Below are 21362 nucleotides of genomic sequence, written 5' to 3' on the forward strand. Positions count from 1 at the left end.
AACTCCAATTCCAACCTTCTTAATTTCGACAATGAGCACAATCTTTAAAAAGCTATGGCTTGAACGACTGTTTACTTTTTTCTGCTGTTTACTGCTTACAGATACTGCTTGTGGACAAACAGCCTTGTCTAAAAACTACCCAGAATTAAATTTAGACTTAACAGCACCCAAAAATTACAGCTTACTGAACGGGGATGAACTGAGTAACTTTCTGGAGAGCAAAATAAGACGTCCGTTTGTAGTCGATGTTTTTAGAAAAAATGGAACGGATAGTTACATAACGGTAACAGAAACGCTAAACAACCGTAGCCTTGGCAGTATATATCCGGACCAAACGGATTATTATACCCGCGGTAACAATACATTACTGACCCTTCGGGGGTTACCTTTGGACACAGTAAATAATGTCATTTCTGTACCGAAAAAATATACAATACGGATTAATGCCGATAAGGCATTAATCCGATTGGCAACAGACAGTCTATTAAGGTCACGAGGTAAAGATACCGTCAGGTACAACGGCAAACTCTACTCGCATTTATATGTTACCATTGTTAAGAACGACCTGGGCGCAATCTGGCTTACTTACAATTATGAAGTGGGTAAACTGGAACAAGCGATCAAAGAAGTTTATGACACCTGGGGACTGGTAACATTCAGGCCAGATAATCAGATGAAAAGAGATAAGACGGATTCCACAACTGTCTATTTTGGTAAATTCAAACACCTGAACACCCCTGAAATCCTGAAAAAAGATGCGCTGGCGTTAGAAAAGTTATTCCAGAAAGACCCTTATCGCCTGGAGGATAAAATCATGTATGCCAACATGCAGTTGGCCCTGAGAAATTATGCGGAGTCTATAAAGACAGCAACCGCAGCGATCAATCTTTACATCCAGCTAAAGAAATCTCCTGAGCAACCCATAAAAAACGAAAAAAATACCAATCGACAGATCAGTAGCTTTTATTATATCAGGGGAGTGGCTCTTGAAGGCTTAGCGGATAAAGTAAACGCCCGTATTTCTTATCAGAAAGCAAAAGAAATGGGCTATCAACTTCATCCGGAAGCGATCAAACTTATAGATCAGAACAATTGATTTCCTGATTAATGCTATCAACACTAACGAACCTGATCACCGGAAACGAAGAAACAGAAGATATTGATTTGTATGACGGCAGCGCTGCTGATATTCTTTTTCTGTACTATTTAAACTTGTACCAGGCCAATGATACTGCCATTGACAAAGGTATAGCGCTCAGTTCAAAGGTTTATGGTGCTTACCGTAACAACCAGTACAATACCAATGATTTCAGTGGCATAATCGGGAGTGTAGGTGTGTTCCAAAATCTCGATAAATTCGAGATTGCTGACACTGATGTCTCGGGCGCTTTTAAGCAGTTGGATGAAGATATATTCCAGAAACTGATTTACGGAGAGATAAATGCCTTATCGCTGGAAAATGGGATAACAGGTGTTATACTCTTCATCTTTAATCGCCTGGAAAAATGTGACCCTGAAAACTTAAACCTGGAACAGGCAAGATATTATGAGACCCTGATTTTAGCTATAGATGAACTGGAAAGGCAAATCCGGCTGAATGGAACCCACATCCAGGATTTATCAAAAGCCATGCTCCTGATGGCCAAAATAACAGCAAAGGCTTTTTATCCGGAAATAGTAAACCGCATTTTCGTTTCCATAGAAACGGGTCTGAAACAAACAATCCACAAAAACGAGGCATGGATTCAACCTGTAAAGTTTCAATTGCTGTATCATTTATGGCAAAGCAACCTATTACTTAACCGCACGGCGGAATCTGATTTTTACCTCTCAGAGATATACGAGTTCGAAAACCAAAGAATGCATCCTCATTCCTTTGATCTGGTATCTTTCAATGAGATACAACTGATCCAGCAATTCAACAGGTTGTATTGGGCGACAACAGATAGTTACTTTAATAAGGCAGCAAATGACAGGATCCACACGCTTACAGATAACCTGAGCAGAAACGGGAACCCTCTGCGAAAATCCGGCTTAACAGGAATTTCAGGCCTGGGCTTAACCATTTTGTCTGGTTTTTCAAAGGAATGCCTGACCTGGGATGAGACCATTTTACTGAGCTGATCATTTACCGAGCTAATATTTTATATGAGATGATTTATATTTCAGCACAACCCGACGATTTATATTTTCTATGGCAGATTGAAGTCCAGCTATATAATTTTAAAAGGCTGGGAATCCCTAAAAAGGCGATTCATGTGCTTATCGCGTACAATCCTGAATCTGGACTCAGGGAGGAGTTTAAAACCCTGATTGAGAACAACGATAAAGCATGTTTCTTTGCTTATCCTGACGACAGGATCAAAAAAGTTTACCTGTCATCAGTCAGACCAAACATTCTTAAAAAGCATTTCAAACTCAACCGCTATTTAGAAAATGAAACCATTTTCTATCACGACAGCGACATCATTTTCAGAGCACCCCTAGATACTGATGTATTAACAGCAACTGATACCTGGTACCTATCCGATACCCGAAATTACATTGCACCTTCTTACATCAAAAAATTTGGTGACGATATATTTCATGCAATGTGTGCTATAGTCGGCATTGATCCTCTTTTAATAGAAAACAACGAAGATAATTCGGGGGGTGCACAGTATGTAATAAAAAATATCAATTATGAGTTTTGGGAGCGGGTAGAAACCGATAGTGAGAAAATCTTTATCTGCTTATTTGAGTTCAATCAAGAACTGTTAAAAAAAGAAAAAGATGCAAGATCTATACAAGCCTGGTGCGCTGACATGTGGGCCGTGCTGTGGAATGGCCTGAAACTCGGACATCAGATAGCAATACATCCGGAACTGAATTTTAGCTGGCCTATGCAAGACATTGACTACTGGGACAAGTGTAAAATATTTCATAATGCCGGCGTGAAAAGAAACCAGGAAAAGGATTATTTCTTCAAAAGCCTGTATTCAACACATGTGCCCTATCATGAAAACTTTTCTTTTGTACCGGAAAATAAGTGCTCGGTTAAGTACGTCGAAGAAATCAGCGCTTACGCCAAAACGCTGAAAAGACACGATCTGAATGATGTTACGTTCATCATTCCCATCCGAATGGATTCCGAAGACAGACTGCAGAATTTGGATTTGATTACCCGGTTTTTAAAGAAACATTTCGATACAAAGATACTAATTGTAGAAAAGGATGACATTCCAAGAATTAATCCCCGGGCCCTGCTAAAAGAAGTGAGTTATACTTTCATCGAGGATAGAAACAGGGATTTCCACAGAACGAGAATTTTAAATCAGGCTATAATCAACTGCAAAACACCCATCATTTCGATTTATGATTCGGATGTAATTGCGAATCCTGAAAACATCATGGAAGCGATATCGGCAATACGGAACAGACTGGCTACTCTTTCATATCCTTACGATGGAACTTTCATCAACATGGGCCGGTTTGTTACCAAAAAACTTTCCAGCGAACTGAACTTTGATCTCCTGGGCCATTTTTTTGACAACAACGCCAGGCACATCAGGCATTCCTACGGGGGCTGTTGTTTTATTAATAGAGAAGAATATATGGATTGTGGATTGGAAAATGAATTTTTCTCGTCGTGGGGAAGAGATGATATAGAAAGAGCAAAAAGAGTGCAGATTTTAGGGTACAAGTTGTACCGTACCGAAGGGGCACTTATACATCTGAACCATTATCGAGGTGAAAGTTCCAAGCCACAGGACAATATGGTCAATATACAATTTGACAAGGAGTACCTGAAAATCTGTAATATGAAGAAAAATGATTTGCAAAAATATGTGAAAAGCTGGCCATGGGTAAATAGCGGGATGTCCTAAATATTTTCCGTCATATTCAACCACTCAATTATAAAAAAAAGTGGCAATATCTTAGTAGGTTTGGAACAGCATTGTGCGTCTTTAATCGTAATGAAAAAAATATTCTTGTTTTTAATATCCTTCTCAGCAATCGTTTTTTGTACTTATTTAGCTGTAAGCTGGTATACATATTATAATCATGTTTATAGTAAATGGAATTTTGAATTGCCTTACTTCGATTGAAAGGTGTTGTTCAAAGATGAAAGATATACCTTTGACGGTTTAGGTGATACACTTTGGATAAAAAAAAGTGGCCACTTTTAGGATAACCCCCAGGCTTAAGTGGAAGTCCGGTGCAAATGAGTATTAAAACTCAATCAGGGGCTGAACAGCAATACTTCTGATCTTATAAAATCACACTTTGCGTTTGAGTTTCTAGGAATCAAAGGAAAAACAATAGTAGAGGAGAGTGATTTAGAACAGGCTCTCTTAAATCATTTCCAAGATTTTTTATTAGAAATGGGACGAGGGTTTTGTCTTGAAGCAAGGCAAAAGAGAATATTAATAGGTGATGAATATTTCTTTATTGATATGGTACTATACCATAGAATTCTGAAATGACATGTTCTGATAGAGTTTAAATCTGATAAATTTAATCATGCACACATTTCGCAACTGGACACGTACCTGAACTATTATAAGAAGGAAATCAAAGAAGATTCTGACAATCCGCCAATCGGAATACTAATGGTTGCAGATAAAAATAATCCATTAGTAGAATACGCTTTAGCGGGGTTAGACAATCAGGTTTTTGTGAGCAGTTATTTACTTCAACTACCGAACAAAAAGCAATTACAGGACTTTATAACAGCTGAGATAAAGGTGTTTTAACAGTGCCACTAAAAGATGTAAACTACATTATTTGTAATGGTAGAGGAATCATGATGCAACCTTTCCCCCTGCAGGGCCGTCTTATTTCAAGTTAATTGAGCTGAAATGAATGTGATTAAAGTAGTTGCCATATTGATTGGTATGTGTGCTGTCAATGCTCACGCGCAGCAAAATGGTTCAATGCTCCTGGATGCCTTGAACCACAGAATTTTTGAATTGAAATCATTCGACAGTACTGATACCTCTGAATTTAGTATGTTAAAGAAGGAGATATCGGGATTTAAAGTGATCGGTCTGGGAGAAGCTACTCATGGAACCAGAGAGTTTTATCTGTATAAGGCCAAACTCATCAAATACCTGGTCGAACATCAGGGGCTGAGGGTGCTTGTATTTGAATCGGACATGGTGGGTATGGAAAGCATCAATGACTATGTTTTGAATAAGGCAGGCCTGACTTTAGAAAAGGCCATGAGTAATTATGGACTGTTTGATATCTACAGGACACAGGAGGTGGCAGATTTGATTCAATGGATTAAAGCATTTAATTTAAATCAGCCTGCTGACGATAGAGTAATCATTGCTGGCATGGATGCGAATATGCCACATCACATCGCCTCCAAAATACTGCAAAGTAAGTCTTTGTCTCCTCACCTGGGTCAGAAGCTCAAAGAAGATCTGGCTGACATCAGGTCAATGCCTGAGCGCAGGGATTTTGGACAGGCAAAGAAAAAGTATCTCCTTAGTATTGCAGACAGGCTGGCTGCTATTGTTCAGGATAAACTCACTCCGGATTCGCTGGAGATTTATTCCCACTATATACACCTACTCGTCCAATCGCTGCGCATGATCAATCTGGATGACATCCAATTGAACACTCAGCGTGATGCGCATATGGCAGAGAATGTATTATGGCTTTTAAATAAAACAACCGATAAGCAGACGCTGGCAATATGGGGACACAACGGACACATCTGCACAGACAAATGGCGGGGTTATAAATCAACAGGAATGCATCTCCACAGGAAGTTAAAAAGCCGGTATTACGCCTTGGGTCTTGCAGTTGGAGAAGGTTATGCCAGGTTATGGGATTCCCGTAACGCTATCCCGTTTCATAAAGCACAATTACCGGCTATTCAAAACACTAGCCAGTTTGAGTTTGTACTTAAGCAATTGAAATATTCAAATTCCTTTTTGCCTACAGGCCGTGGAATTGAGGATAAAACGCTGAGGACTTATTTTTCAAAGCCACTTTTAACCAGAGCACTCGGAGCCCAGGTGGTACGTACTGAACAGGATATTTTACTTCCGATCAGAGTCGACAGGGCATATGATGGTGTTGTGTTTTTCAAGCAAACTACGAATGCTGCGGAAATAGTCTTTTAACCCGTTACCTATTTTTAATGCCTGGCATGAGTCTAATTTTCAGCTTAAAGTGCATTCGTTAAAAAATCTATCAGGTTTTGTTGAATAATTCCACCATTGCTATCGCCAATGAGTACGTCATTTAAAGTAACTACATACTTTGGATAATTATCTTCAATCTTCAAAAGATTTCCAAACTCCCTGTTCGCTGTATTTTCATCCATTACTGTGAGGCTCACTTGAACATACACCTTTGCGCCATTTCTCTCTGCAACAAAGTCAACTTCTTTATCATCTAGTTTCCCAACAAAGATCTGGTAGCCCTGCTGTTTTAAATACAAATAAACTGCATTTTCCATCAGTTTATGAATATCTGCACGTTGATTGAACCCGACAATTGCATTGCGTAACCCTAAATCCTCAAAATAGTACTTCTCTCCGATTTCAAATATTTTCAACCCTCCGATTTCCGACCGAACCACCTTATGTACAAAAAAAGTATTGCTCAATGCCTTCAGGTAGTTAATCGTAAGCTGGGTGGAGATATCCACTTTTTGCGACTTCAAGTATTTACTAATATTTGCAGCGGAAAAAAGGCTGCCGGTATTATCAGCAAGATAAGTGACGAGGTTTTCTAAAAAAGAAACATTTCTGATGTTTTCCCGCGCTACCACGTCTTTTAATAAGATTGTAGAATACACATTGCGAAGATATTCATAGGGCAGATCTTCTTGCAATCCAATATTGGACAAGAAAGGCATACCACCATATTTTAGATAAAGCAACAAAGATTCAAATGACTTTTCAATCTGATGAAACTGCAAAAACTCCTGGAAACTCAGACTATGGATATGAAACACAACATATCTGCCAGATAAAAAAGTAGCCAGTTCTCCGGATAGCATATTGGCATTACTTCCCGTACAATAAATATCACATGTTCCCTTGGCCAGCAAGCTGCGTAAGGTCCGTTCAAATTCCTGTACCTCCTGCACCTCATCTATAAAGAAATAGTTATTTTTGCCTGCTATAAACTTGTCTTCAAGATATTCACTTAAGTCTGTATGGGTTTTGATGTGGGTATAGTCGTCTAGTTCCATATTTATATAGACGATATGGGCATTTTTATTGGAACGTTCTATATGTGCGATCAATTGAAGCATTACATAACTTTTCCCCACACGTCGTTGACCTGTAAATACCTTAATTACTTGTTTGTTGATAAAAGGAATTACCTTATCAGTATAGTTTGGTCTTTGAATAAGTTTCATGTATATCGTATACTTTATTCAAAAATACAAAAAGTTTCATGTATACCGTATACTTTTCCTATTGTTGACTAATCAACAAGCAATGGATAGCAACGAAGCCCTAAGCACCACATGATAAGCTTAATAAAGCAAGCCCGCTCAAATCTGCTTTCGTGGTTTTCAGGAATTCGTAGGTTATCCTGTCTGCCACGCAGTCAACAAACCGGATCCGTTTAAACCTGTTATTTTTAAAGAAAGTATTCGTAAGTGTTACATTCTGGAATTTCACCCAGTTAAACACACAGTCTTCAAAATAGCAGTCTTCTAAAGTACCTTCAAAGACTATATCGGCAATCTGTGTATCGATAAAAGAGCTGTTGTTCCACATTGCACCTGCAATTTTGCTATTCTCGAACCCTCCGGATTTAAATGTCATACCGGTAAAATCGGCTCCGGAGAAATCGCAGCCTTCAATATGGCTCTTCAAAAACTCAGCATCTTTCAGCGAACTGTTCTTAAACAGACTACTGCTTAAGTGCGAACGCTGAATCTCGCTGCTGCTAATATCAGAACCTGAGAAGTCACAGCATTTGATATAGCTCTTTAGAAATTTAGCTGTTTTCAATGAACTGTCTTTAAACAGGTTGTTGTCTAAATGGGAACTTTGAACAAGGCTACCACTGATGTCGGAACCGGAGAAATCACAGCTATCAAGATTATTGCTTTTGAGAAGAAGTCCCGATAAATCTGAACCAATAAACTTGCAGCGCTGCATATTGGAGGAGCTGAATTTTTCATGCAGATTTTTCAAACCGGAAAAGTCAGCATCTATCCAGCTGCCATACGACATATCCCAGCTAAGTTTTTTCTCCCGCTTTCCGGATGTCTGTACAACGGCTTCCTGAATCAAGTGCTCAACTGCCCCAACATTCTCAGGCCCGAAATCTCCTGAAAAATAATTAAGATCTACACCGAAAATTTCAGACAAACGCGTGAAAGTAATGATATCGGGCATAGATTCTCCCCGCTCCCACTTCCCTACAGCCTGGGGACTAATAAACAAACGCTCGGCGAGCTGGGCCTGGGAAATATTTATCTTCTTTCGTGCTTCAGCAATCTTATTGCCAATCATCCTGGTATTTAACATAGTTATATTTCTTTGTTTCTACAGGGCAAAGATATTCAGATTCACCTCCATGTCCAGTAAAAATACAACTACTGTTGGTTGTAATTGCGCTACTTATAGTTGTATGTGCAACCAATCTCTCAACTTATCCATTCAACATATCTTTTATACCTGTATAGGAACTATATCTTCGTTTAAGGATTGGGCGACTCTTGTACTATTATTACAACTAACATAATTTTATAACTATTACTGACTCATTAACAAAGCGATGCTCAGCAGCGAAGCCCTCAACAACGTTACTGCCTGGGTAGTTGGTTCTGAACTGTGCCCCTTGAAAGCTTTAGCATTTCCGCAATCTCTTTAGTAGAAAGGTTTTCATGATAATGCATTCTGAAAATCTTTTGCCGTGCAGGGGGCATTGCATTAACCAGGGCATCATAAGTTTTAAAAAACTCCTTCTTCAACAAATCTGAATCTGCATCCGGATAGAAAAGCTGAACCTCAACCAGCAAATCATCTATCGGTATGAAACGCCCTTCTTTCTTTAAGGCCCTAAACACATTGTTTCTCACAGCAGAAAATAAATACGCCGGAAGGTTATCTATATAATTGGCCCCACGGTGATTCCACAGTAAATAAAAACATCCTGTGTAATGTCCTTTGACAGATCAGGGTCATGCAGCTTTTTGAAAGTCTGATTGTACACCACCTGCCGATGGCGCTCATACAACTCATCAAAAGCACGCCTGTCCTCGTATCTGAGCATAGACAATAGTTCCTGATCGGTATATGCGCTATAAGCAGCCATGATATTTTGGTTATCCCCTTATACTAATTTAACAAAAAGTTTTCATTAAGTGTTTAATCATCATTTTTGTAATGAAGCCTGCTTCGGGTTGAAAGCCCTCGCAGGTTGCAATATTATTTAACTTATTCGGGTATAACCAACTACAACGAAAAATAAATTTTAGTTTTTCTTGCTAAAGGGATTAAAAGGGATTTCAACTATAGTCTTAACGTGGCCGTCATCCTGACTTCGAAGAAGCCATTCAAAATTCCGCTCAAAAAAACTAAAAATAGACCTTACATATCACGAGTAGAAGTAAAGTACGGATTTCAATAAAATTTACATAGATCTTCCGCAAGGTCTGCTTCGGGCTTGCTCTGGGCTTCCTTGGGATAAAAGGTACCTTAACCCATGAAAACCCAAAGCAATCCTTGCCAAATCCCGAATCAGCCCAAGACCTGGTATTTAATTCTTCCTGGCAATTAAAAGAACCTGTCTTTTTAATATCCGAATGGAAATTGGTTATATTAGGATATGAATATTAGAATTTCTGCTCTTCTGATTATCTGCTGTAGCTTTCTGCTATTTGATGTAACAGCACAGGTAACACCTGCCGATATCCATAAATCTACCATGGTTTATGGCACTAAAGATTCCCTTGAATTGAAACTGGATTTATTTACCAATGCCAAACCGGTCACAAAACAGCCTTGCGTAATCTTCATGTTTGGCGGAGGCTTCATGCATGGGGAGCGGGATAACAAATTATACAGCGCCTACTTCCAAAAGCTTGCACAAAACAACTTTAAGGTCATATCTATCGATTACAGATTAGGCCTAAAAGGTCAGAAATGGCCTACTGTATTTAATACCCAGGTATTGAAAAAGGCAATTGCTATGGCTGTATCAGATTTGTATGATGCGACAGCTTACCTTATTGCCAATGCAGAAAAGCTGGATATTGACACCTCAATGATCATCGTTTCAGGCTCCAGTGCAGGTGCAGTTGCCACTTTACAGGCCGACTGGGAAAAAAGAAATAGCATGGCCTCCACTCACGTCCTTCCCGCTCAATTCCAATATAAAGGTGTCATCGCATTTGCTGGTGCAATACTAAGCTATATTGGCAAGCCCGTTTATCAAATCCCGCCTGCACCAACTATGATGTTCCATGGCACTGCAGACAAAATCGTAGTTTACAATAAAGTTAAACTCTTCAACCGCGGGATGTTTGGCTCCGCCTACCTGGCGGAGCTGTTTAAAAAGAAAAATTATCCGTATTATTTCCAAAGTGCAAAAGGACGCGGACACGAGATAGCGGGTACACCGATGTCAAAAAACCTGGATGACATCATGTGGTTTATCCATACATACATCCAACAAAAAAAGCATTACCAAATGGAAGTCAGCTTTAAGGACCTTTATAATCTTCCTAATAATTAAAGGATACAGTTTTCTTGATGTCCGGATGTAAGCTGTACATCACCGGGCAAGTATTTGCTGATCTTTCTATGACCTTTCTATCTTTTTCTGAATAATCATTTGCCGGGAATTGAAAATTAACTACAATCTCCGACACTCTTCTTGGATTTTCGGCCATGATCTTGGTGATCTCACAGGTAGTGCCATCGATATTAAAACCATGTTCGTTTGCTGCGATGCCAATAATGGTCAGCATACAGTTGCCCAAAGATGTCGCCAGCAGATCGGTCGGTGAAAAAGCCTCTCCCTTTCCTTTATTGTCTACAGGGGCATCTGTGATGATTTCATTTCCTGAACGTTCGTGTACCGAGGTTGTTCTTAAACCTCCGTTGTAAGTTATTTTTGAAGTAGCCATATGTAAAAATTATCCTGTAAAATTAAACATTTTAAACATCAACAGCTTGCTTTTATGATCTTACTATGATTGTAAACTCATCATGGTTTTATTACAATTGAATCCTATTGCTTAACTTTGCATCATGATCGCACTTCCGGTTGTTTCAGAGAACCCAGTACAACGTAAACCAGATTGGCTTAGAGTTAAGCTTCCTGTAGGTAAAGAATATGCACAGGTACGCAGCCTGGTAGATACGCATAAGCTTCATACCATCTGCGAAAGCGGCAATTGTCCGAATATGGGTGAGTGCTGGGGAGCTGGTACTGCTACCTTCATGATCCTGGGAAATATCTGTACACGTTCTTGCTCTTTCTGTGCTGTAGCAACGGGAAGGCCACTTGCGGTAGATACTGATGAACCGAATCGTGTAGCCAACTCAGTAAAACTGATGCAGGTGAAACATTGTGTGATTACCTCGGTGGACCGTGATGACCTTAAAGACGGAGGCTCTATCATCTGGGCTGAAACTTTACAGGCGATCCGCAGGGAAAGCCCGCAAACTACGCTGGAAACGTTGATACCCGATTTTAAAGGTCAGTGGGATAACCTTTACCGCGTGCTGGAAGAAAGACCTGAAGTAGTGTCGCACAACATGGAGACGGTAAAGCGCCTGACCAGACAAGTGCGCATACAAGCCAAGTACGACAGAAGTCTTGAAGCATTGAAACGCATCTCTGAATTTGGATTGAGAACTAAAACAGGTATTATGCTTGGTTTAGGCGAAACGGAAGAAGATGTTTTGGAAGCAATGGACGAGCTGGTAGCAAATGGCGTTCACATCTTGACGTTAGGTCAGTATCTGCAGCCTACCCGAAATCACCACCCTGTTATAGACTGGATTCACCCAGATCAGTTTGCAAAATATAAAGAATCAGGAATGGCAAAAGGATTAAAATATGTAGAAAGCGGGCCACTGGTAAGGTCATCTTATCATGCAGAAAAGCACCTTTTTGATTTTTAATATTGGAATAACCTGGTTATTGTACGCCGTCATCCTGAATTTATTTCAGGATCCCGGAATAGAAAGACCGCTTTGCAGGTGCGGGATCCTGAAATAAATTCAGGATGACGCCCGATTGAACGAACCTCTTAGCTTGATTACTATCTTAAAACAAGAAAACAATCTTCACATTACAATATAAAAACAATTCCCTCTTTTTTCTTGTTGTTGTTTCTGTATATTAGCAAATCATTGGCACCAACTAAAAAAATATCACTCTCGGAAGAAGAGCTAGTAAGTAAACTGAAATCTCAGGATACTATAGCGATACAGGCTCTGTACGACATGTATTCCGGAGCGCTGTTAGGTGTAATCTCGAGGATAATTCAACAAACAGAAGTAGCCGAAGATCTTTTACAGGAAACTTTCATTAAAATATGGAATTCTGCCGGAAGCTATGACAGCAGCAAAGGTCGCCTGTTTACCTGGATGATGAACATTGCCCGCAACCTGTCAATTGACAAACTGCGCTCAAAAGACTTTAAAAACTCCAGCAAAAACCAAGACATTGAAAATAACGTAGATTTCATTGATACGCAAAAAGAGATTACCTTTAATGCGGATCTTTTGGGATTAAAGGATATGGTTACTGCCCTGAAACCAGAATATAATGACGTATTAAACATGGTGTATTTTAAGGGGTATACACACGTAGAAACAGCAGAAGAATTAAACCTGCCATTAGGTACCGTAAAAACACGTATCAGAATGGCGATAATGGAATTAAGAAAGTATTTTAATTAAAGTGGAAGAAGCAAAAGCATATATTGAATCCGGCATACTTGAACTTTACGTTCTCGGTCAGCTAAATGACCAGGAGCAACGTGAGGTTGAAGCAATGGCAGCCAAACATCCTGAGGTAAAACAGGAGATTGAGGCCATTGAAATTGCTATGGAACAATATGCGGTAGCGCAGGCTATTGAGCCTTCAAAAGGTTTGGATCTCAAAATATTTGAGAAAATCGATCTTCAGCAAAATCAGCAGTCAATAACAGATATTCCTGTTAATCAGAACGCAGAACTTCCAATCCAAAAGCCACAAGAAAGAACCGAAGCTCAGATTGTGCCTCTAAATACTGGCACTGATTCAAAAATCAGAACTTTACGTGTGGCCCTGGCCGCTTGTATCGCACTGTTAATTGTTTCGGTAATCGCACTTTTTTCTGCCCATAATGAGCTTGGCGATGCGAGAAATCAGATTGCCAGTTTAAGCGCAGACAAGCAACAGTTTACAAGTACTGTAAACTTCATGAAGCAAAACAACTCGGACCTTCAAAAGATCATAGCTATGGGCAATGACCCGGACTGGAAAACAGTGAAACTGGCCGGTACTCCTATGGATCCTGCTGCTAAGATGACGGTATACTGGCATGTGAGCGGAAAACATGTGATGATGGACAACTCCAAAATGGATCTTCCTGTAAATGATAAAGACCATCAATACCAATTGTGGGCCTTAGTGAATGGCAAACCTGTCGACCTGGGTGTATTTGATGTGAAACCTGATACATCATCGATTCTGGTAAACATGAAAGAAATTGCTTCTGCTCAGACATTTGCGGTTACGCTTGAAAAACGTGGCGGAAGTCCGAGCCCTACTATGAATCAGATGATTGTAGCTGGTAACGTGATCTAGGAATTTGCTCGGCAAGCTGAGACGCTGTAATGTTAAACCTATCCTTCGCCAATTCATCTCCTGCCATCCCATGAATATAACATCCTAAGATTGCTGCATCAGTGGAACTATATCCTTGTGCTATATAAGCTGTAATCAGGCCTGTCAATACATCGCCCATACCGCCTTGTGCCATAGCAGGATTACCTGTCGGATTGATAAAGACCTCTCCTCTTTGACTAACAATAAATGTATATTGGTTTTTCAATACAATGACAACGCCCAATTCTACAGCCTTACGAATAGCTGTTTGCAGTCTGTTCCACCAATTTTCATGAGCACCAAATAACCGGTCAAATTCTTTTACATGTGGGGTAAGAATAGCATGCTTTTCGATCTTGTTCAATAGATCTGGCCGGCCCGCCAATATGTTTAATGCATCTGCATCAGCTACAAACTCCCTCTTCAGGCTAAACAATTGCTCTAAAATCTGCTCTGCTTTAGCACCCTTCCCTATTCCAGGCCCAACGGCAATGGCAGTATATTTATCCAGCGCTTTCTCTTTAAGCAGCGCTTTACGCTTGGTATACATGACCTCCGGCAAAGCCGTATTCAAAGCAACCAATCCGCTTTCCGGGATCGTAAGCGTGGTGAGTCCGGCACCGCCAACCAAAGCTCCTTTAGCAGCCAACAGCGCAGCGCCCATGGTTTGTGTAGTCCCGGCTATAATTAAAGCATGACCATAAGTGCCCTTATGAGAAAATTCCTTCCTCGGTTTAATGATGTTCTTAACGTCTGCCTCAGTTACTAAACGGTAACGTGTCGCATTCTCTTCCTTCGAAGGTTGTTTACCAAGACCTGTAGCTACAAGCTGCACTTTACTTTCGGCATCTGTATCAGGTAGAAAAGTACTTAAAAAGACCGCCATAATTTATGTTTTAGATGCTATACGCCCATTTCTTTTTTCAGGAATTTTCCGGTAAGACTGATTGGGTTCTGGATTAATCCTTCTGGCGTGCCTTCAAAGATGATCCGGCCACCGCCAGCTCCGCCTTCTTCTCCCAGATCAATCACCCAGTCTGCTACTTTGACTACATCGAGGTTATGTTCTATCACCAATACGGTATTTCCCTTATCTACCAGTTCGTTCAACACGCCCAGCAGTACACTAATGTCCTCAAAATGCAAACCTGTTGTGGGCTCGTCCAGTATATAAAATGTTCTTCCTGTATCCTTTTTAGAGAGTTCTGTAGCCAGTTTCACCCGCTGTGCCTCTCCTCCTGATAATGTTGTAGAGGACTGACCCAGTGTAATGTAACCTAAACCTACGTCTTTAAGCGTCTTGATCTTGCGGTAAATTGCAGGCATGTTTTCAAAGAAATTGCAGGCATCTTCGATACTCATATCCAGGACATCACTGATAGATTTTCCTTTATAACGAACCTCCAGCGTTTCCCGGTTATAGCGCTTGCCTCCGCATTCTTCGCATGGCACCTGCACATCCGGCAAAAAGTTCATCTCGATGACCTTCATTCCGCCACCCTGACAAGTTTCACAGCGTCCACCCTTTACATTAAAAGAGAAACGACCTGGCTTATATCCCCTGATCTTGGCTTCGGGCAATTGCACATATAAATTTCTGATGTCAGAAAATACGCCTGTATAAGTAGATGGGTTAGACCTTGGTGTACGCCCGATAGGCGCCTGGTCTATCTCTATCACCTTATCAATTTCTTTTAATCCATTGATCTTTTCGTGAGGCAAAGGATGTTTTTTAGCCCTGAAGAAATGATGGTTTAGTACAGGATATAATGTTTCGGTAATCAAGCTCGATTTACCACTGCCGGAGACTCCTGTTACTGCGATGAACTTCCCTAAAGGAAAATCGACAGACACATCTTTAAGGTTATGTCCGCTGGCTTTAATGATGGAAAGTTTATGTCCGTTTCCTTTTCTGCGGTTTTTAGGGATTTCAATTCCCTTCTTACCATTCAGATAAGCTGCAGTCAAGGTATTTGATTTCAAAATTTGTGCGGGCGTACCTTCAGCAACGATTTGTCCGCCATGCACTCCAGCTGCAGGACCAACATCGATCACATGGTCTGCTTCCATGATCATATCTTTATCATGCTCTACTACCAGCACCGTATTTCCAAGGTCGCGCAGGTTTTTTAGTGCGTGAATTAGTCGTTCGTTGTCACGCTGGTGCAAACCGATACTTGGCTCATCTAGGATATACATCACGTTCATCAGCTGTGAGCCAATTTGAGTAGCCAGCCTGATCCGCTGCGCCTCACCCCCAGATAAAGTACGCGCCGTACGATCCAGGGAAAGATAATTCAGGCCCACATCACTCAGGAAACCGAGTCTTGCCTTGATCTCCTTAAGGATCTCTTTGGCTATGGTATTTTGTCTCTCGCTCAGCCTGCTTTCTACATCAACATACCAGTTCTTCAGGCTGTTGATGTCCATCTCTGCCAGTTCAAAGATGTTCTTTCCATCAATCTTAAAATTCAGGCTTTCTTTCTTAAGCCTTGCACCGTTACAAACAGGACAGGTTTTCAGCTTGCGGAAGTTCTCCATGTCATCCACTGCACCTTCTCCCTTGCGCTCCTGTTGCTCTTCCAACAGCTTGATGATCCCGTCAAAGGTGATCTGGTAATTCTGTACGTTCCATTTGTTATACTCCACAGCAACACTCAATAATTCATGAGTACCGTTTAGCAGGATGTTGATGGTTTCTTCGCTCAATTTCTCCAGCGGAGTGGAAAGTGAGAAGTTATATTTCTTTGCCAGCGCTTTTAATACCTGGAACATCCAGATTTCGCGATATTCTCCCAAAGGAGCGAGTCCGCCGTTGATGATGCTCAGTTTAGGATTGGGCATCACAGATTCCTTATCGACCACAAAAATGTAACCCAGTCCGTCGCAGTTTTCACAAGCACCGTATGGTGAGTTGAAAGAAAAGCTGTTTGGCTGTGGTTCGTCATATGAAATACCCGTTGTAGGGCACATCAGAAAACGGCTAAAATGTGATACGTTATTCTCCTTATCACTGATCTTGATAATGCCTTTTCCCAGTCGCATGGCGATTTGCAATGAATCCTGCAGGCGTTTGGTGTCTTTTCTGTCGATGATCAGCCTATCCACCACGATCTCAATGTCATGGATCTTATACCTGTCGACCTGCATCTTGGGCGTGATGTCCTGAATATCTCCATCAATGCGGACTTTCACGTAACCCTGCTTGCGAATCTGTTCGAACAACTCGCGGTAATGACCTTTACGCCCTTTTACTACCGGCGCAAGGATATTGACAGCGATATTATTGTATTTATTGAAGATGTTGTTCAAGATCTGATCTTCGCTCATGCGCTCCATCTTTTCCCCTGTATTGTAAGAGAAAGCATCGGCGGCACGCGCGTAAAGCAGACGCATGAAATCATAGATCTCAGTAATGGTCCCTACAGTAGAGCGCGGATTTTTACTGGTGGTCTTTTGCTCAATGGCAATAACCGGGCTCAATCCCGATACTTTGTCTACATCCGGTCTTTCCATTCCCCCCATAAACTGTCGGGAATAAGCACTGAAGGTTTCCATGTAACGGCGCTGTCCCTCGGCATAAATGGTATCAAATGCCAGTGAAGACTTGCCGCTGCCACTTAAACCGGTAATCACTACCAATTTATTTCTTGGAAAGGAAACATCTATATTTTTAAGGTTATGTACCCGGGCTCCATATACTTCTACATCTTTTTGCTCGCCGAGATCAACGGTATTTTTGCTCATATTCTATATAAAAACGAATTTACAAAGGTAGCCCATTATAAGGAAAAAAACTCCTATTTTACTGAATAACAGAACAGAATTTACACGCATATGTTTGGCATTACCAAACTATCGTAGTGTCATTTTCTGTAGGATGACCAGTACACACCAATACCCGTCCTGCTGCAATTTCATCGTCCATTAAAACTTCATTATAATCCATACGCACACCCCCTTTTCTACAGGTAGCGGCACAGGTACTGCAAATACCTGCATGGCAACTATAAGGCAGGTCTATTTTATTTGCCAGCGCCACATCCAGTATAGTCCTGTTATAAGGCACACTGATATGATGCTCTTTGCCCCTATAATTCAGTACTACGGAATAAGTATTGGTATCTTTCACTTCCTTTTCGGTCATGTCATCTTCGTCCACTTCGTCTTCCGGAAGCACAAAGGTCTCTCTTTTAATCTGGCTGATGTCAAAACCCATTTCCAGCAATTTAATACGGCAGGTAACCATATAATCTATTGGTCCGCAAGTATAAAATAACGCATCCGAGCCGTCAAAGCTCATGTCTTCCTTCACGATCTTCTCTATCAGGAATACATTCAACCTCGCCATCAGCAGGTTTTTAGATTGACTGGACACGTAGATGATCTTGAATCTTTCAGGGTATTGTTCCTGCAAGTCATTCAATTGATCGTAAAAAAGGGTTTCATCTACTATGCGGCTACTGTAAATGAGTACAAGTCTGGAGCTTTCCTCTTTAAGTAAAGCAGTCTTTATAATAGAAAAAAGAGGGGTAATCCCCACGCCTGCACCAAAAAGGAAAACTGTTCTTTCGAGCTGTTCTTCCGGTTGATAAACAAACTGCCCATTGGGCGCCAGGGCGTACAATGTATCGCCAACAGTGGTTTTATGGTGCAGCAACCGTGAAATCTCACCATTCTCTACACGTTTTATTGCAATAGCTAAGGGTTCGTCTACATCCGGCGAACTGCAGAGTGAATAAGACCTTCGAAGTTCCCGTCCATTGATATTAAACACCAGGGTAAGGAATTGTCCGGCAAGATATTGTGGTTTCTCTCCGTTCAATACCTCAAAGGTCAGCACTAGGGTTTCACCCGCACTGTATGTCATGTGTTCTATCCGCAGTTCCATTAATGCCATGGCCAGTAAATTAGCAAAATTCGCACAAAACAAAAAGCCGTTCTGATAAATCAAAACGGCTTTCCCCATTTGTGTGTGCAGTCTTTTCTCTTATTTATTCGGCCGCGTTAGCAGCTTTTTCAGCATTATACGCCAATAGTGCTCTTGGAGCCCTGTAGCCATAACGAATAGGATCTTCCACGATCTCTTTCATGGAAATCAATTTATAAACGTAACTAGCAGTTTCCCTGTTCAGTGTCATTTTAAAATAATTGTCCTGATTTTGTCTGTTAATCTGTTTCTTCATGTGGTTATCACCAACATTGTAAGCAGCCGCAACCAATGTCCAGCTATCGAAAATGCTGTAAAGTTCTTTGATGTATTTAGCTGCTGCAATGGTCGACTTCCGTAAATTTTTACGCTCATCAACTTTCGAGTTTACTTTTAATCCGTAAGTACGCGCTGTTCCGGGCATAAACTGCCAGAAACCCGAAGCACCTTTCGGCGAAGTTCCGCCCTGCAAACCTGATTCTACTAATGGAACATATTTAAAATCCTCTGGAATTCCGTAAGCGGCAAGGATTGGTTCTATCACAGGAAACCATTCTGCTGCTTTTGTATGCAGGCGATTGGTCTGTATTTTACTGTAATTGAACGCGGCGAGTATCTTTTTCATCTTACGTTCCACTCTGGCATCGCCCAGTGGTAAGGTCTCTTCCGCGAAATTAAGCTTTGCCATTAGAGATACCGGCTTAGCTTTTGTTGTTGTTTTTAATGTATCTGTTGTTGTTAATTTTTCTTCTTTTGAAAGACTTTTTGCTGCTTGGGGCATGTTGTAAGCAAACACTTTTGCCATAACCAGTAATGCAATTATTACCGTACATGTTATTATGTGTTTCTTTATCATTTTCCTCCTTTTTTTGGTTAACAATATAAAACAGTTGCAAACATACAACATATTAACCTAATTATCAAGCAATTACAAATAAACCTTCTAAAATCAACGTTTAAATAGCCTTAAAGCAAGATTCTAATAGTGTTAAAAATCCCTTAAAATTCGTTCTTTTCTACTGATCATGTTACGGGTTTCCGTTCATCGCCACTTGAATCTGAGGCTCTACTGAGTCATACAGCAAAAATTGTGAAACTCCTCAATTTTGACTAACTTTGCTGCCCGCATAATTTTGCGGTTAATAGCGTATCATGACAAAAGACAATAGCAGGAACAGTCGGGATGACAAGTCCAAACCGGGAAACCGAAGCACAACTGGCAGAAGACCAAGTGGAACAGATAGTTCATACAAGGGCAAAAGCAAGTTTGACGATAAAGAAGGAAAAGATAAAAAATTTGGTGGTTCAAAGGATTTCAAACCAAGGGCACCGAGAGATGGAGATAGTAAAGAGTTCACGCCAAGAGGAAAAAGAGAGGGAGATTCGAGAGATTTTAAACCAAGAGGCGACAACGACAATAAAGACTTTAAATCAAGGGGCCCAAGAAGCACCGGAGATTTCAACCCAAGAGGTCCAAGAAGTAACGACGGCGATTACAAACCAAGAAGTACCGGCTCAGGCGATTATAAACCGAGAGCTCCGAGAGCGGACGGTGATTTTAAACCAAGATCGGGCGGCGACTTTAAGCCAAGATCTGGTGGTGATTTTAAGCCAAGAACATCCAGAGATGGGGATAGCAGGGATTTCAAACCAAGGGCGTATAAAGAAGGAAGCTCAAGAGAAACCCCTCCTGGAGAAAAACGCAGTTACATAAAGAAGGATAATTTCAATACTAAAGGAGATCAGCCTTTTAGGAAATTCGAAGATAAAAAAGGTGGTGTATCCAGAAGTACGGACAGCAGGCCATTCAGAAAAAGAGACGGAGATTCACAACCTAATTTTCAGGACAGAGGCGAGCGCATTGACAATGGCCCTAACCTGCGCAGCAGAAAAAATGCGGTAGCAAAAGACGATGGACTGATCCGCCTGAACCGTTACATTGCCAATTCAGGAATTTGTTCACGCCGTAAAGCGGATGAACTGATCGCTGCAGGAGTAGTTTCTGTAAACGGCGAGGTAGTTTCTGAACTGGGACAAAAAGTTGATCCTTCGAAAGATGAGATCCGCTACAATGGTGAATTGCTGAAACGTGAGAAAAGAGTTTACGTTTTATTGAACAAACCAAAAGATTACATCACTACTACTGACGATCCTCAGGAACGCAGAACGGTAATGCAACTGGTAGAAAAAGCAAGCAGAGAACGTATTTATCCGGTTGGAAGACTAGACAGGAACACCACAGGTTTATTGTTAATGACCAATGATGGCGACCTGGCTGATAAGCTTTCTCACCCTAAAAATGGCATCACTAAAATATACCATGTAGAATTGAGCAGAAGTTTGAGTCAGGGCGACCTGAACAAAATTCAGTTTGGATTGGAGCTGGAAGACGGTATCATTAAACCGGATTCTGTATCTTACGTAACAGGAGGCTCGAAACGTGAAGTTGGCATCCAGATACACAGTGGTAAAAACAGGATTGTCCGCAGGATATTTGAACACCTGGGATATGATGTGGTAAAACTTGACCGTGTGGTATACGGGAACCTGACCAAGAAAGACCTTCCACGTGGAAGATGGCGCTTCCTTGAAGAACATGAATTGATTCAGATCAAGCATCTTATTAAATAAT

Annotated in this window: 18 protein-coding genes and 1 pseudogene; 10 read left to right on the forward strand and 9 right to left on the reverse strand. The window is 40.9% G+C overall.

Annotated elements, in window-relative coordinates:
- The first annotated feature begins 31 nt into the window (after positions 1-31).
- From FA047_RS08735 to FA047_RS08755, 5 genes and pseudogenes are all read left to right on the forward strand, one after another.
- Entirely contained in the window at positions 32-1096 is a 1065-nt protein-coding gene (locus FA047_RS08735; RefSeq protein WP_136835587.1) for a hypothetical protein, read from the forward strand.
- A gap of 11 nt (positions 1097-1107) precedes the next feature.
- Positions 1108-2124 (forward strand): hypothetical protein, encoded by a 1017-nt coding sequence (locus tag FA047_RS08740; protein ID WP_136835588.1) that lies wholly within the window; start codon positions 1108-1110, stop codon positions 2122-2124.
- A 29-nt stretch (positions 2125-2153) separates the two neighbouring features.
- A complete protein-coding gene (locus tag FA047_RS08745) occupies positions 2154-3866 on the forward strand; it encodes a glycosyltransferase family protein (RefSeq protein WP_136835589.1) in 1713 nt (570 codons plus the stop codon).
- A 387-nt stretch (positions 3867-4253) separates the two neighbouring features.
- Positions 4254-4736: pseudogene (locus tag FA047_RS20805) on the forward strand (PDDEXK nuclease domain-containing protein).
- 105 nt (positions 4737-4841) lie between these two features.
- Positions 4842-6119 (forward strand): erythromycin esterase family protein, encoded by a 1278-nt coding sequence (locus FA047_RS08755; protein ID WP_136835590.1) that lies wholly within the window; start codon positions 4842-4844, stop codon positions 6117-6119.
- Positions 6120-6163: 44 nt separating this feature from the next.
- Here the strand turns inward: FA047_RS08755 and FA047_RS08760 are convergent, their stop codons facing one another.
- From FA047_RS08760 to FA047_RS08775, 4 genes are all read right to left on the reverse strand, one after another.
- Positions 6164-7369, reverse strand: coding sequence for an ATP-binding protein (locus tag FA047_RS08760; RefSeq protein WP_136835591.1), 1206 nt, complete (start codon positions 7367-7369; stop codon positions 6164-6166).
- Positions 7370-7469: 100 nt separating this feature from the next.
- A complete protein-coding gene (locus FA047_RS08765) occupies positions 7470-8495 on the reverse strand; it encodes a helix-turn-helix domain-containing protein (protein WP_136835592.1) in 1026 nt (341 codons plus the stop codon).
- Positions 8496-8773: 278 nt separating this feature from the next.
- A complete protein-coding gene (locus FA047_RS08770) occupies positions 8774-9049 on the reverse strand; it encodes an RNA polymerase sigma factor (protein ID WP_262709977.1) in 276 nt (91 codons plus the stop codon).
- Between the two features lie 29 nt (positions 9050-9078).
- Positions 9079-9285 carry an RNA polymerase sigma factor gene (locus tag FA047_RS08775; protein WP_136835594.1) on the reverse strand — a complete coding sequence of 69 codons (207 nt, stop codon included), beginning with the start codon at positions 9283-9285 and terminating at the stop codon, positions 9079-9081.
- Between the two features lie 513 nt (positions 9286-9798).
- Here FA047_RS08775 and FA047_RS08780 point away from each other — a divergent pair.
- Positions 9799-10707, forward strand: a complete 909-nt coding sequence (locus FA047_RS08780; protein ID WP_136835595.1) for an alpha/beta hydrolase — start codon at positions 9799-9801, stop codon at positions 10705-10707.
- Here the strand turns inward: FA047_RS08780 and FA047_RS08785 are convergent.
- Positions 10697-11101, reverse strand: coding sequence for an OsmC family protein (locus FA047_RS08785; RefSeq protein ID WP_136835596.1), 405 nt, complete (start codon positions 11099-11101; stop codon positions 10697-10699). The genes FA047_RS08780 and FA047_RS08785 overlap by 11 nt on opposite strands.
- A gap of 124 nt (positions 11102-11225) precedes the next feature.
- Between FA047_RS08785 and lipA the strand changes: the two genes are divergently transcribed.
- The 3 genes from lipA to FA047_RS08800 all read left to right on the forward strand — a co-directional run bounded on the left by lipA (position 11226) and on the right by FA047_RS08800 (position 13779).
- Complete coding sequence (gene lipA / locus FA047_RS08790; RefSeq protein WP_136835597.1) at positions 11226-12104, forward strand: lipoyl synthase; 879 nt, start codon at positions 11226-11228, stop codon at positions 12102-12104.
- 231 nt (positions 12105-12335) lie between these two features.
- Positions 12336-12887 carry an RNA polymerase sigma factor gene (locus FA047_RS08795; RefSeq protein ID WP_136835598.1) on the forward strand — a complete coding sequence of 184 codons (552 nt, stop codon included), beginning with the start codon at positions 12336-12338 and terminating at the stop codon, positions 12885-12887.
- Between the two features lies 1 nt (position 12888).
- The gene (locus FA047_RS08800) at positions 12889-13779 is read left to right on the forward strand and encodes an anti-sigma factor (protein ID WP_136835599.1); all 891 of its coding nucleotides are present in this window, start codon (positions 12889-12891) and stop codon (positions 13777-13779) included.
- On the opposite strand, the gene FA047_RS08805 is transcribed toward FA047_RS08800, so the two are convergent.
- From FA047_RS08805 to FA047_RS08820, 4 genes are all read right to left on the reverse strand, one after another.
- Positions 13742-14686, reverse strand: coding sequence for an NAD(P)H-hydrate dehydratase (locus FA047_RS08805; protein WP_136835600.1), 945 nt, complete (start codon positions 14684-14686; stop codon positions 13742-13744). The genes FA047_RS08800 and FA047_RS08805 overlap by 38 nt on opposite strands.
- Before the next feature lie 17 nt (positions 14687-14703).
- Entirely contained in the window at positions 14704-17547 is a 2844-nt protein-coding gene (gene uvrA / locus FA047_RS08810; protein ID WP_136835601.1) for an excinuclease ABC subunit UvrA, read from the reverse strand.
- A 100-nt stretch (positions 17548-17647) separates the two neighbouring features.
- Positions 17648-18700: a ferredoxin--NADP reductase gene (locus tag FA047_RS08815; protein WP_136835602.1), complete on the reverse strand. Its 1053-nt coding sequence runs from the start codon at positions 18698-18700 to the stop codon at positions 17648-17650.
- Positions 18701-18794: 94 nt separating this feature from the next.
- The gene (locus FA047_RS08820; protein WP_136835603.1) at positions 18795-19586 is read right to left on the reverse strand and encodes a lytic transglycosylase domain-containing protein; all 792 of its coding nucleotides are present in this window, start codon (positions 19584-19586) and stop codon (positions 18795-18797) included.
- A 296-nt stretch (positions 19587-19882) separates the two neighbouring features.
- Here FA047_RS08820 and FA047_RS08825 point away from each other — a divergent pair, with 296 nt between their 5' ends.
- Positions 19883-21361 carry a pseudouridine synthase gene (locus FA047_RS08825; protein WP_136835604.1) on the forward strand — a complete coding sequence of 493 codons (1479 nt, stop codon included), beginning with the start codon at positions 19883-19885 and terminating at the stop codon, positions 21359-21361.
- Position 21362 lies beyond the last annotated feature (1 nt).

Source organism: Pedobacter frigoris, from assembly GCF_005116445.1.
Lineage (GTDB): Bacteria > Bacteroidota > Bacteroidia > Sphingobacteriales > Sphingobacteriaceae > Pedobacter > Pedobacter frigoris.